13 protein-coding genes are annotated in these 13,750 nt (G+C 53.1%); 1 reads left to right on the top strand and 12 read right to left on the bottom strand.

What is annotated here, in order from left to right; genetic code table 11:
* Nucleotides 1-131: 131 nt before the first annotated feature.
* A complete protein-coding gene (locus tag ACI3EW_RS11570) occupies nt 132-755 on the top strand; it encodes a DUF1836 domain-containing protein (protein WP_118297060.1) in 624 nt (207 codons plus the stop codon).
* Nucleotides 756-910: 155 nt separating this feature from the next.
* Here the strand turns inward: ACI3EW_RS11570 and ACI3EW_RS11575 are convergent, their stop codons facing one another.
* From ACI3EW_RS11575 to ACI3EW_RS11630, 12 genes are all read right to left on the bottom strand, one after another.
* Entirely contained in the window at nt 911-1,231 is a 321-nt protein-coding gene (locus ACI3EW_RS11575; RefSeq protein ID WP_118297061.1) for a YerC/YecD family TrpR-related protein, read from the bottom strand.
* Between the two features lie 227 nt (nt 1,232-1,458).
* A complete protein-coding gene (locus ACI3EW_RS11580) occupies nt 1,459-2,292 on the bottom strand; it encodes a Cof-type HAD-IIB family hydrolase (RefSeq protein WP_118297142.1) in 834 nt (277 codons plus the stop codon).
* An 80-nt stretch (nt 2,293-2,372) separates the two neighbouring features.
* Complete coding sequence (gene ptsP, locus ACI3EW_RS11585) at nt 2,373-3,992, bottom strand: phosphoenolpyruvate--protein phosphotransferase (protein ID WP_405578317.1); 1,620 nt, start codon at nt 3,990-3,992, stop codon at nt 2,373-2,375.
* Between the two features lie 16 nt (nt 3,993-4,008).
* Nucleotides 4,009-4,266 carry an HPr family phosphocarrier protein gene (locus ACI3EW_RS11590; RefSeq protein ID WP_118532855.1) on the bottom strand — a complete coding sequence of 86 codons (258 nt, stop codon included), beginning with the start codon at nt 4,264-4,266 and terminating at the stop codon, nt 4,009-4,011.
* 36 nt (nt 4,267-4,302) lie between these two features.
* Entirely contained in the window at nt 4,303-6,495 is a 2,193-nt protein-coding gene (locus ACI3EW_RS11595) for a PTS sugar transporter subunit IIABC (RefSeq protein ID WP_405578321.1), read from the bottom strand.
* A gap of 80 nt (nt 6,496-6,575) precedes the next feature.
* The gene (locus ACI3EW_RS11600; RefSeq protein ID WP_329751701.1) at nt 6,576-7,697 is read right to left on the bottom strand and encodes a M23 family metallopeptidase; all 1,122 of its coding nucleotides are present in this window, start codon (nt 7,695-7,697) and stop codon (nt 6,576-6,578) included.
* A gap of 215 nt (nt 7,698-7,912) precedes the next feature.
* Nucleotides 7,913-8,329: a DUF3842 family protein gene (locus tag ACI3EW_RS11605; RefSeq protein WP_118297066.1), complete on the bottom strand. Its 417-nt coding sequence runs from the start codon at nt 8,327-8,329 to the stop codon at nt 7,913-7,915.
* Nucleotides 8,330-8,416: 87 nt separating this feature from the next.
* Nucleotides 8,417-9,331 (bottom strand): ketopantoate reductase family protein, encoded by a 915-nt coding sequence (locus ACI3EW_RS11610; protein WP_405578325.1) that lies wholly within the window; start codon nt 9,329-9,331, stop codon nt 8,417-8,419.
* A gap of 3 nt (nt 9,332-9,334) precedes the next feature.
* On the bottom strand, nt 9,335-10,300 hold the full coding sequence (locus tag ACI3EW_RS11615; RefSeq protein ID WP_252197620.1) for a TPM domain-containing protein: 966 nt from the start codon (nt 10,298-10,300) through the stop codon (nt 9,335-9,337).
* Complete coding sequence (locus tag ACI3EW_RS11620; RefSeq protein WP_118532865.1) at nt 10,300-11,478, bottom strand: TFIIB-type zinc ribbon-containing protein; 1,179 nt, start codon at nt 11,476-11,478, stop codon at nt 10,300-10,302. Before ACI3EW_RS11620 ends, ACI3EW_RS11615 begins: the two co-directional genes overlap by 1 nt.
* Before the next feature lie 69 nt (nt 11,479-11,547).
* A complete protein-coding gene (locus ACI3EW_RS11625; RefSeq protein WP_405578329.1) occupies nt 11,548-12,870 on the bottom strand; it encodes an SPFH domain-containing protein in 1,323 nt (440 codons plus the stop codon).
* Nucleotides 12,871-12,887: 17 nt separating this feature from the next.
* Nucleotides 12,888-13,718, bottom strand: coding sequence for a deoxyribonuclease IV (locus ACI3EW_RS11630; protein ID WP_118297071.1), 831 nt, complete (start codon nt 13,716-13,718; stop codon nt 12,888-12,890).
* Between the last annotated feature and the right edge of the window lie 32 nt (nt 13,719-13,750).

A 13,750-nucleotide genomic window follows, 5' to 3' on the forward strand; every position in this document is an offset into this window, starting at 1 on the left:
GTTACAGTGCGCAGGCATAGAGTGCCCGTGTACTGTAACGTGTTTTTCTTTTCGTACGCAGAAAAATCATCTTTACCCCTTGTCATATAGTTTTTAATACTATATAATAGATGGATGAAAGGAGTTTCACCATGAAAACGAATGAAGAACGACTGAATGAGCTGCTCGCTCACCTGGACAGCCTAGACCATATTCATGTAGACGAGATCCCGCAGATCGACCTTTACATGGATCAGGTGACGACCTTTATGGAGAAGCACCTCGGTGAGTTAAAGCGCTACCCGGAAGACAAGGTCCTGACAAAAACGATGATCAACAACTATGCGAAGAACAACCTGCTTCCATCCCCGGTAAAGAAAAAGTATACCCAGGAACATATCCTGCTCCTGGTATTTATCTATTATTTTAAAAATCTGCTGAGTTTTACGGATATCGAAACGGTTCTTTCCTATGTTACAGAGCACCATTTCGATACGGATGACGAATCTTCCCTTGCGGAGATCTACACGAAGGTCTTCTCGATGGAACACGGACAGATGGATCGGTTAAAGGAAGATGTGAAAGAGAAATTTGAGAAGGCGAAGGAGACGTTTCCTTCCGGCGCAGAGGGCAGCGCAGAGCCGGAAAATGCGGAATCGCTCCAGCTTTTCGGGTTTATCTGTGAGCTCGCCTTTGATGTGTTCTTAAAAAAGCAGATGATCGAGCGCCTGGCCGACGAACTCAGGGCTGAGAATCCGCCGAAAAAGAAAAAATAATGTAGCTGTTCAGTACCTTCACACCTACGGGGACCTCCCCCCGGAGCTTCCCTTCGGATGCATGGCAGATTACGGGCAAACTAATATACCAAAAGACCTTCGTCCGGAAGCAGATCCCCATTCCGCTCCTGTACGAAGGTCTTTTTCTTCATATCTTATTTTTCCGCATCGTCCTCATCATCGAGTTTTTCGAATCCGAGACGTTTAAATACCATATCATATCCGTCGCTTCCGTAGTTTAAGGAACGGTTTACACGGCTGATCGTCGCGGTGGAAGCACCTGTGCTCTCCGCGATATCGAGATACGTCCGTTTCTCTCTCAGCATTTTTGCAACTTCATAACGCTGGGATAAGGACAAAAGCTCATTCACTGTGCAGACATCCTCAAAAAACGCATAGCACTCTTCCGGTGTCTTTAATGTCAGGATTGCCTCAAAAAGATGGTCGACCGCATCTGTCTTGATTTTCTTGTTCATGATACCTGTTACCCCTTCTGCTTCATATTTGCAGCAGAGTCTGGATCTTTTTCTGCTGCATTTTTATGGATCGATCTGTTTCACGCACTAATCACAGTTTAACACGTTAGATTCAAAAAGTCCAGTCTTTCTGTATAAAAAAGCGGAAATAGTTATGGCTGCCATATCCCGATGGAATATCGGCAGCCAATTTTGCATTTCGATATCATGAACCTTTTTTTCATTTCTCACGCCAGCATAAATTTCTCGACAACCAGCCCCACCCCGTCATCGTTGTTCGATGCCGTGATATAGTCCGCCGCGTTCCGCACCGGAAGGACCGCATTCTCCATCGCGACGCCGAGACCGGCGTATTTGATCATCGTGAGATCATTGTAACCGTCCCCGCAGGCGATCATCTGCTCTCTCGTGAGTCCCAGAACTTCCAACAGGCGCTCCAGACTCTGGGCTTTGTCGATCCCCTTCGGGAGGATCTCGAGAAAGAACGGATCTGAGCGGTAAACACTGAAATTCTTTCCCATCGCCGCCTTCACCTTCGGCTCCACCATTGCGAGGTAATCCCCGTCCTCCATCATGAGGAATTTCGGCACCTCGAAATTTACATACTCCGCCATATTCTCCGGCTTCCAGATCTCCATCCCGTTGATCCGGCTCTCCAGTTTTGTGTATGGGGATTCCGGGTTCGATGCGATGATCCTGCTGCCCTCGTATGTCACGATATCCACCTGATTTTCCTCCGCAAGTCCGATGATCTTTTTATTTGCGGACACCGGAAGGGATCTCGCAAACACCGTCTCCCCGGTCTTGCAGTTGATGATCCGCCCGCCGTTGAAGGAAAGAATGTATCCGCTGTATTCCTCCAGGCGAAGCTCTTTTGCGAGCGGCATTACGCCCTGCGTGGGACGTCCCGACGCGAGGACCACCTTTTTTCCGCGCTCCTGCGCCTTCATGAGTGCCGCTTTCGTCCTCGGTGTGATCACCTTGTCCCGGTTCGTCAGCGTGCCGTCAAGGTCCAGGACGATGATCTCGTAAGGACCTGCCATATTTTTTTCTGTCTGCATATCTTCTCCTGTATCAGCGGACTCTGAAACCGGATCCGTTTCCGGTTCTCCCGCAGTATTCATTTTTATTCGCTCAGACATCAGGAGAGATCGATCTCCCTGATCTTCTTTCTCACCGTCAGTAAGAACGACGGGGACACAGAGAGTTCGTCGATCCCCATCTTAAGGAATTCCTCCGTGAGATCTGTCTCCGCACCCAGCTCACCGCAGATTCCCACCGTACATCCATATTTGTGGCCGCTCTCCGCCACATAGCGGATCAGTTTCAGGACGGCCGGATGTTTCGGATCGTAAAACTGGTCCAGTTTTTCATTCTGCCTGTCGATGGCGAGTGTGTACTGGACAAGGTCGTTCGTTCCGATGCTGAAGAAATCCACCTCTTTCGCGAGGTCTTCGCTGATGATCGCTGCCGCTGGGGTCTCGATCATGATGCCGATCGCCACATCGCCGAACGGAACTCCCTGTTCCTTCAGCTCATCCCGGACGGAAGCGGCGATCTCCTTCGCCTTTTTTACCTCCCAGAGGGACGCAATCATTGGGAACATGATCGAGATCTTCCCGAAGGCACTCGCGCGATAGATTGCCCGAAGCTGCGTCCGGAAGATCTCCGGTCTTGTCAGGCAGATCCGGATCGCGCGGTATCCCATCGCCGGGTTCTCTTCTTTCTTTAATTTAAAATAGTCCGCCTGCTTATCGGCGCCGATGTCAAGCGTCCGGATGATGACTTCCTTTCCCGCCATCATCTCCGCCACCTGGCGGTATGCGGCAAACTGTTCCTCCTCGGTCGGGTACGTCTTCTTCTCAAGGTACAGGAATTCACTCCGGAACAGACCGATCCCAGCCGCATTGCTCTTTAATGCCTCCGCGACATCTGAGACGTCCCCGATGTTCGCATAGAGTTTTACCTTCGTCCCGTCCAGGGTGACATCCTCTTTATCCTTTAACTCCTGGAGCAGACGCTCTTTCTCTTCCTCCGCCAGCTTCTTTTTCTTCATATCCGCCAGCGTTTTCTCATCCGGATCCACATAGAGGGTTCCGGTCTCGCCGTCGATGACCGCCATCTTTCCGTCCCAGGACTCTTTCACCGGCACGGAGACCAGCGCCGGAATGTTCATGCTGCGCGCGAGGATCGCCGTGTGGGAGTTCGGAGACCCCTGTTCGGTGATAAATCCGAGCAGCATGTCTTTTTCCAGCTGGACCGTCTCGCTCGGCGCGAGGTCCTCCGCCATCAGGATCACCGGTTTTGTCAGGAAACCGGATTCCACCGCATCGCCGGAGAGGATCTTTAGCAGCCGGTCTGTGATGTCCTTTACGTCCGCCGCCCGGGCACGGAAATATTCATCATCCATGTCCGCAAAGAGCCGGTAAAAGTTGTCACCGGTCACCGCGGCTGCGTACTCCGCGTTCGTCTTCTGATTTTTGATGATATTCAGAACGGAATCCCGGTAGTCTGCGTCCTCCAGCATCATCATGTGGACCTCAAACACTGCCGCTCCGGTCTCTCCGACCTGCTCACACGCCTTTTTGTGGAGTGCCTTGAGCTCGTCCTCGGCGTATTTCACTGCCGCTTCGTACCGGCTGATCTCCGCTTCCGTATTTTCCACCGTGCGGCGTTTGACCTGGCTCTCCGTCTTTCTGTGGTAGAGGATCGGTCCGATCGCCACTTTATTTAAAATTGATTTTCCTTTAATGATTTCCATACTTTTTGTTTCTGCCTCACAGTTTTGCCTCAAAAAACTTCCGTACCGCTTCTGCCGCCGTCTTTTCATCCGTCCCGTCGATCTCAACGTTGATCGTCTGACCATGACGGATCCCGAGAGCCATCACTGCCATCAGTTTTTCCGCGTCTGCCTGTTTTGTGTCTGTCTTCAAGGTGATCTTTGAACGGAATTCTTTTGAAAGCTTCGCGAGTTCCCCCGCCGGTCTTGCGTGAATTCCGATCTCGTCTGTAATTGTATACTGAAACTTCTCCATAATCAACCCACTTCCTTTTTATTTTCGCATTCCGGATCAGCAAAATCCAACGTCAGCTTTCCGGTGCACTTCCATGAAAGGCTCACCTGCATGGATCTGCCCTTTTTTTAATACCCTGACTTCCATATTCTCCGCAAGGTCCGTGAAGAGGACCGGCGATGCCATGGACGGAACCCGGTCCCCGATCTTCCGGATATCCACCTTTAAAAGCGGCTCTCCCGCCCGCACATGATCCCCGTCGCTCACGAAAGCCTCAAATCCGTCTCCGGACAGGGACACCGTGTCAATCCCGACATGGATCAGCATCTCATGACCGGCATCCGCCCGGAATCCGACGGCATGCTTTGTGGGAAACACAAAGGTCACCTCTCCATCCGCCGGGGCCTGCACGATCCCGTCTGTAGGTACGATCGCCGCACCGTCCCCCATCATGGCTCCGGCAAACGCCTCGTCCGGGACCTCTTCAAGCGGAATGACGGTCCCGGTCATGGGACTTCTGATCACAGTTGACGCATTTTGTGCCTGTTCACACGCTTCCATATATTCTTCCAGATCCGACTTGATGACAGACACCTGCGGACCATAGATAATCTGGACGCCGTTTCCTTTTTTGATGACGCCGGATGCCCCGGTCGCTTTTAAGATCGTCTCATCCACTTTCTTTTCATCTTTTACAGTACAGCGGAGCCGCGTCGCGCAGCAGTCCACATCAGTGAGGTTGTCCATGCCGCCGAGTCCCCGGAGGATTTTTCCCGAGCGCGACTCCCCGGATCTCTCCGGATTTTTTTCGTTATCATTCTGACTTTGGTGCGGTCCCCCGGCTGTCTCTGCGGGATTCTTTGCTTCTTTTGCTCTATCTTTTTCGTTTTTCGCGTTTTTTGAAACAGTTTTGTTTCTTTTATCCTGTTTCCTCTGCTCCACATCATCTCTCGTATAAAGCTTCGCCGCGGTCCCGCTCTCCCGCCCCGGTGTCTTATAATCGAGTTTCCGGATCACGACCAGGAACACCGCGTAATACACGAGGAAATAAAACACACCGATCACCACGATCCAGAGCCATCCGGTCTTTTCATTCCCCTGAAGGATCCCGAACAGAAACAGGTCGATCAGTCCGCCGGAGAATGTCATTCCGACGCCCACGCCGAGCATGTGCATCAGCATGTACGACAGACCGGCAAACACACAGTGGATCCCATAGAGCAGAGGCGCTGTAAAGAGGAATGTAAACTCCAGCGGTTCCGTGATCCCTGTGAGCATGGAAGTCAGTGCGGCGGAGAGGAACAGCCCCGATACCTCCTTTTTCTTTTCCGGCAGCGCCGCCTGATACATGGCGAGAGCTGCGCCGGGGAGTCCGAAGATCATAAGCGGGAACTTTCCCGCCATGAACCTTGTCGCCTCCACGGAAAATCTCTCCGCTGCGGGATCTGCGAGTTCCGCGAAAAAGATGTTCTGGGCGCCTTCCACGACTTTCCCGCCGATCTCCATGGACCCGCCGACCGCTGTCTGCCAGAATGGGATGTAAAACACATGGTGCAGACCAAACGGGATCAGCGCCCGCTCCACAAAGCCGTAAAACCAGGTTCCCGGGTAACCGGAGCGGAGCACGAACCGGCCGACTCCGGAGATCGCCGTCTGGACCGGCGGCCAGACAAAGTACATGAGGATCCCCACGAGAACGTAAAACAGGGCGCACACGATCGGGACAAACCGCGTTCCGCCGAAAAACGAGAGCACCTGGGGAAGCTCGATCTTATAATACCGGTTGTGGAGCCATGCCGTCCCAAGCCCCACGAGGATCCCGCCGAACACTCCCATCTGCAGGGACCAGATCCCCGCGACCATGGCGCCGGCGCCCTCTTTCAGGGAATCCGCTCCGCCGTTTACTTCGATCATCGCTCCGATCGCAGCATGCATGACGAGGAACGAGATGACCGCCGCTAACGCTGCAACTTCCTTCTCCTTCTTTGCCATCCCGATCGCAACACCCATGGCAAAGAGGATCGGGAGATTTGTGAACACGATGTCCCCAGCCCGGCTCATGACCATGAACAGTGCGTTCCAGAAGGTTCCCGGTCCCATGATCCTCGTTAGCCCGTATGCCTTGAGCATCGTGACATTTGAGAATGAACCGCCGATACCGAGCAAAAGTCCCGCCGCCGGAAGCAGCGCGATCGGCAGCATGAACGATCTCCCGATCCTCTGAAGGACACCAAAGACCTGATCTTTCATGAATCTCACCCTTTCGTTTTCTGTTAGTTTTACAGGCAGTGCCTTATTACTCTGATTATTATGGGGAGATTCTTAAGATTTTATCCATGACCTCTCTCTGAATTTTCCTCTTCTCCCGGTACATCCGGATCTTTCATCCCGTAGACTCTCGTCCACTCTTTAGTCCCTTCCACCTTCACAGTCTCGCTCTGATTCAGCCGCAGGAACTTCACGATCTCGTAGCAGTCAATCCAGATCTCGTTGTTTCCCTCTTTCTGGGATTCATCGAAGATGAGCTGGATCCCGAAGTGCAGGTGCGGAGTTGTGATGTTGTTGGTGTTCTCCGTGGTGCTGTATCCGGTCCTGCCCAGGTATCCGATCACATCTCCCGCCGTCACGATACTGCCCTCTTTGAGATTTGACTGGTATGGGTAATTCTGGCGCAGATGGGCGTAATAATAGTACCGTTTTTTATCGAAACTCCGGATCCCGATCCGCCATCCGCCGTACTGGTTCCAGCCAAGTGCCTCCACATATCCGGATTCCACCGCGATCACCGGCGTCCCCACCTGCCCCATCATGTCATGGCCCAGGTGTTTTCTCTTGAATCCGTAGGATCGGGATGCACCGAAATCGTCGAAATCACTGTACGGGAAGTTTTTCGCGATCGGTGAGAATGCTTTCAGACCATATTTTCTGAGCCAGACGGTCTTCGCATTTCCATTTTCACCCGTTCCGCTCTGTGTGAGGTCTTCCGGCGCCTCCGTCTCCTGCTCAAAATATCCGACCATCCCGTCGAGGACTGCACCGTATGCCTCCCGGTAATAGGCATAGTATTTCATGTCCTTCGTGAGCTCCTCCATCGTCATCCCGGACTTCAGTTTTTCCGTCACCGCGTCGAGATCTGCCTGCCGGAACCGCTCGAAATCCCCGCCGTATTTTGCTCCGAGATATGCAAGCAGTTCCACCCAGTTCAGATGAACATCCTCCTGGATACTTCCCATGTCCAGGCGGAATGCTTTCTGCATGACTTCCGCCGGGACGGTAAATTCCACCCAGTGGATATAGTCTTTCTTTTCCCCGCCGCTCTCCTCCATGATCGCATATGTATTCTCCGCCGCCGCTTTCCTGCTCTGGACACACAGGGAAGCCGTCAGGATCAAAAGGATCACAAGCTGCGCTCCGATCACAGCTCCCGATCCCGGATGCATCTTTTTCCCCATGGCAGACACTCCTTCCGTCACCTTTACGCGCACGCGCCTGATGCGCCTGCATACACATCAGTGTATGCGGACAGGCAGAAGAATATGCGCAGTGGACACGCTGGCAAGAATCACAGAAAAAGCTCTGGATGATATGGAAGAACTAAACAATAAAAAAGACGAATCCACCCAGATCATCAAAAATCAGGTGTCTTCGTCTTTTTATCAGCGCTTATTTACAGCTCCCCGCGCCGGATCTTCAGCACTTCCTCCACCGCGAGCTTTACATATTCTCCCATCGAAACGTCCCTGCAGCCCACAACAAAATGCTGGCAGCGGTTCACCGGGATCAGAACCTTTTTTGCCGGGCTCTGGCCGATCGCAACGGCCATCTTCGGGGTGATCTCCCCCATCAGGGAGTCCGCGATAACGATCCCCATCGGGCCCACGATGATGTCCGCCGTGCGGCTTGTGACGACCGCCGGGTTTTCTCCCGTCGCACCGGCATCTGCCCCCGCCTTTAACATCGCCGCCGTAGCGATGCTGTTCGTCCCGATTGCCAGGATCTCGTCCTCCGGGCAGCTTTTCTTCAACATTTCCACCAGACCTTTTCCCATCTTTCCGCCCTGGCCGTCAATTACCATGATCGTCATGTATTTCTCCTTCTTTCACCTTCCTGCCATGTTTCAGCACTGCAGGCACAAAGACCTGCCGGAGCGTTCCCGCAGCTCTCCTTACTTTCAATCTTCAGCTGTCTCCAGCTCCTTCAGCCGCTCATACAAAAACGCGTTCACCGGAAGAGAAAGTCCCTCTTCCTCCGCGATCTTTAACATCGTCCCCGCAAACAGCTCCACCTCCGTCGGCCGTCCCGCGAGCACGTCCTGGCACATGGACGTATGTCCATCCGGATTCAGGGTTGCAAGAAGGTCCAGCCAGTAGAAAATGTCCGTCTCCGAAAGATCCACATCCTGAGTGTCCGCCACGCGGAGAACCTCGCGCATGGCCTCGATCATCATGGTCCGCGCCTCTCCCTCTTTCTGGATCAGGCTGTACGGTGCGCCGTAGACTGCCGTCACCTGGTTGACGCCGGTGTTTAACATGAGTTTGTTCCACTGTTCCCTCAGGATATCGTCCGGAACCTGGTAGGAAAGTCCGGTCCGGTCAAACAGATCCGTCACCGCTTTTAACTTCTCATCGCGGCTCTTATCCTTATTTCCGATGGTGATGTAGCCCATATTTTTGTAAGTGACCGCGCTCCCATCCTTTCCAGCGTCCATTCCCTGAACGCAGGCATAGAGCACATGATCCGCCCCGTAGACTTCCTCGATCATCCCCTCGCTGGAGATCCCGTTGAGCACCGACAAGAACAGGGTATTCTCCCCGACAAACGGCTTCACGGTCCGGATCGCACTCTCCATTCCCATAAATTTGACGGCAAAGATGATGAGATCTGCCGTCACTGCTTCCGCCGGGGAGCGGTATGTAAATCCGCATTTCTCCCCGTTGCAGCTCATGCCCGTCTTGCGGTATCGTTCCACACGCGTTTCGTCCGCGATAAAAAATACATGCCCATTTCCGAGCTTCTTTGTCAGATGATTTCCGTACATGACGCCGAGCGCGCCCTGTCCGATGATCCCGATCGTCCTGATCTCCATTCCTTAAAACTTCCTTCCCCCGCCGCCGTGGCTGTTTCCACCGTAACTGTGGGTGGATGACCTGCCGCCGCCGGAAAAACTTCCTCCTCCGGTGCCCGGACGGTTATTTTTCTGTGATGCGATCACCTGCTGCGTAATATACGAAGTCAGCAGGGCATCCGCGAGAATATTTCCCATGGTAAACCGGCTGTCACGCCGATAAGAGAGCTTAAAGTTCGCAGCCATCCGCTTATCTTCCCCGTGAAGACTGTAGCTTCTGAGCACAGAGGCCACCGCTGCGCCGCCGCAGACTGCCGCAATGCCGATCGCAAACAGGATCTCATACCATTCCAGATGATGGTAACGGCTGATCTTTCCCGTCTCCGTGTCATAATTGTACTGATCTTTCGAGATCCCGTTCGCATAACACGTTTCCGTATCTGCAAGAAATGCTGAAGCCGCCCCGTAATAATCGGCATCCGACGCATACCCGTAAACATCATCCAGGACGTCCTCGATCCGGCTGTCCGTCATGTACCGGATCATCTGTCCGGTCGTGGAAATATAGAGCTCCCGGTTGTCCATGTCGATGAGGAACAGGATTCCCGAATGGTCAGAGCCTGTTCCAAAGCCACCCTCCGTGTAAAATCCGTCCGCAAACACCTGCGCGGAGTCAGAATTTTCCTCCGTCGTGACGATGACCGCCTCCATCTTCATCTTCTCAGAAAGCGTCTGCGCCTGTCCGGAGAGCTGTTGTTCTTCTTCGTCCGTAAAAAGATCCGCCATATCGTAGACATCGGCATAGTTTTCCGTTCCCTCCGCCATGCGGTACGCGTCCTCACCGGACGCTGCGAAGGCAGTTCCCGAGAGGAAGATTCCAAGGACGCCTGCTGCCAGGAAAACTTTCAGCGATCTTCCTGCCGCTCCCAGAATGCCCCTGTTTTTCCCACTGTTCTTCCCCGTCTTTTCAGTTATCCACTTCATTTTCATCACAGGAACCACCCTCCGATCATCAGGATCGCCGCAACCGGCACAAAGATCTCCAGGAACAGTTTCACAAGCTTTCCTTTTGCGACCGGAAGCTTTCCGCAGATCTTTCCTGTCTGCCCGTTCATCGCAAAGTAATAGAGTTCGTCTTTTCTGGCCTTATCCCTATATGTAAGGATCCACACCGGGAGCAGGGCATACTGCCACTTTGCGTCCCGGATATTTGTGTCACTCTGATCCACGCGGACTGCGGAGTACTGTCCCATCACGTCGTTTTTCAGCTGTTCCACCGTGTACTGCTTTACTTCCTGCTCCACCTCCGGCGTCAGAGCTTCTTTCTCCATATCCCGCTTTTCCGCCTGGAACCCCGAGAGGTATCCCATATCAAACGATTTCAGCTTTTCCATATCGAAGGGCAGAACGCCTTCCACGAGTGCGCTGTTATTTTTCTTTAAGGCATTTCTCGTCACATTTCTGACATCGAGTTCCCCTGCGCGCTCCATCCGGTATTTTTTATGCTCTGTATACCGGATATTTCCTGCAACCCAGGTCCGCTGTTTTTCACCTTCCGCCTGGATCTTTCCGTCCACCTTGCAGCTGTACATCAGGTACGGGAAATACACGCCGGAGAACTTCTCGATCTGACTTTTTGAGAAAAAGTCATCCGGGATATATTTTTTCTTTTTGATCCAGTCAAGGAAGATCCCCGTCGCCTGTTTCTTATCCATCGCAAACGGGATCACATAGTCCGGCAGGAATTCCCCGGAAAGCTTTCCGGAGAGGACGACCGGGTTGTGGCAGTAATAGCAGAACGTCGCCGCTGTCGTGGCATCCGTCACGACCTCCGCACCGCAGCTCGGACAAATGTAGACGAGAGCGTCCTCTTTCTGATCTGTGCTGCCTGCACGGCCACTCTGTGCCATATCGGATATTTGATCTGCACCTGTTTCGGTGCCTGCTTTCGCATTAACCCCGCTTTCTGCCTGTGCCTCCGTTCCCGCTGTCCCGGAGGTATCACCCCCATCCTGCACACCGCTGGTCTCTGTTGAACTCAGAGCCGCGGCTTTCATCTCTTCCTCCGTAAATTCTGACATGCAGAACTCACAGCAGAATTTCTGCTTTTTCGGATCAAAGACCACTGAGCCGCCGCAGTTGGGGCATTTATAACTTACAAGTGCCATCTCTTTTTCCCCCTGTATCTGGCATAACTCCCGGACTGTCATTCCGAAACAATCCGGGAGCTGATTCTTTTATGGTCTCGGCTTTCCGCAGTTCGCACAAAAGTTTCCTTTATTTTCCTGACCGCAGGAGCAGGTCCAGACAGTGTCCGGGCGCTTCTTTCCACAGTTTGAACAGAAATTGCCCGTATTTACCTGTCCGCAGGAGCAGGTCCAGGAACCGCTCTCCTCCGGCTTCTTCTTTCCGCAGTTGGAGCAGAAGTTTCCGGTATTTCCCTCCTGACCACAGGAGCAGGTCCAGCCGGATAACGGCGCCATCTTTGCCGGTCCGCTGGATGTCTGCGGAGCCTGGGCAGCCATATTGGAAGCACCCTGCTGTCCCTGGGCAGCTGCCATGTCAAACAGTCCCTGGGCATTAAATCCGCCGTTCTGTGCAGCCATGTTCATTCCGGCGAACGCCATCATCGGGCCGGTCGAAGTGTTTTTCGCCGCACTCTGCATCGCCTCCGCCTGTGCATTTACGAGCTGCGCTGCCGCCATTCCAGGGTTGCGGAATGTCGCATTTCTCTGCAGCTCCTTGATCATCTTCTCGTCTTCCTCGGAGGCTTTCACGGAGCTCACTCCGATCTTGCTCACCGTGATCCCGTAGACATCGTCCCAGCTGTCGGAGAGGATCTCACGGAGCGCATTTGCAAGCTCCACCGTATGCCCCGGAAGTGCGCTGTAGCGGACTCCCATCCCGGAAATCTTTGCGAATGCCGGCTGCAGGGCTGTCAGGAGCTCGCTGCGAAGCTGGGAATCAATCTTGTCTCTCGTATAATCTTCCTCGATGTTTCCGCAGATGTTCTTATAAAAGAGGATCGGATCCACCATCCGGTAGGAATATTCGCCGTGGCAGCGGATCGCAATATCCATGTCGAAACCGATGTTCTGGTCCACCACGCGGAACGGGACTGCATTCGCCGTGCCGTACTTGTTTCCGACGATCTCCTTTGTATTAAAGAAGTAGACTCTCTGGTCTCTCGCCGTGTCACCGCCCATCGTGAAACGCTTTCCGAACTGCTTAAAGCTGTCCCCGATGCTCTTTCCGAGATTTCCGTAGAAAATACTCGGCTCCGCGGAGGTATCGTACACAAACTCTCCGGCTTCCGCGCAGACCTCAACGATCGCTCCCTGATCCACGATCATCATGCACTGTCCCTCATTGACCGCGATGATGGATCCGTTGGAGATCAGGTTGTCACTGTTTTTTGTGTTATAGCTTCTATTTGACTTTCTGTTTTCCCCTTTTTTGACAAGGACATCCGGTTCCATTGCCGGACAGTAGAAATACTCGCGCCAGGAATCTTCCAGCACGCTCTTTAACGCGCCGACACCAACCTTTAAAATACCCATATCCCATGTTCTCCTTTTTATTGTCTGTGTTCTTTCAGAAAGCGGATCTCTTCTGCATATCCCGGAAGCTCATTCGGAGTCTCCAGACAGAACGGCAGATCGCGCAGCGCCGGGTGATTGATCACCCTGACAAGCGCCTCCGCACCGATCTCGCCTTCCCCGATCCGCGCGTGGCGGTCCTTTCCGGCTCCCCGCACATTCATGCTGTCGTTCAAATGGACCGCTTTCAGACGGTCGAGACCCACGATCCGGTCAAACTCCGCCAGCACGCCGTCAAGATCATTTACAATGTCATACCCGGCATCCCAGACATGACACGTATCCATGCATACTCCCATCTTATCAGAAAGTTCGACTCTGTCAAGAATTTCCCGAAGCTCCTCAAAGCTTCTCCCGACCTCGCTCCCCTTTCCGGCCATCGTCTCGAGGAGTACCGTCGTGTGGAGATCCGGACGCAGGATCTCATTCAACATTTCTGCGATATAAGTGATCCCAGCTTCCACGCCCTGTTTTACATGGCTTCCGGGATGAAAATTGTAGAGATTTCCCGGGATCGCCTCCATGCGCTCCAGGTCATCCGCCATGGTCCGCTTTGCGAAATCACGGATCTTTTCGTCCGCTGAGCAGCCGTTTAATGTATACGGAGCATGGGCCACCAGTGTTCCGATCCCCAGCTCTTCCTTTAATTTTAAAAATGCCTGGATATCCTCATGGTCGAGCGGCTTTGCACTTCCGCCCCGTGGATTTCTCGTGAAAAACTGGAACGTCGTCGCTCCGATCTTTTCCGCGTCCTTTCCCATCGCGAGGAACCCCTTCGCAGAGGAGAGATGGCATCCGATATAAAACATTCCTGTTACCTCCACATGAATTTTTTCTCTCT

The sequence above is a fragment of the Pilosibacter rotomagensis genome (assembly GCF_045062245.2).
Taxonomy (GTDB): Bacteria; Bacillota; Clostridia; order Lachnospirales; family Lachnospiraceae; genus Pilosibacter.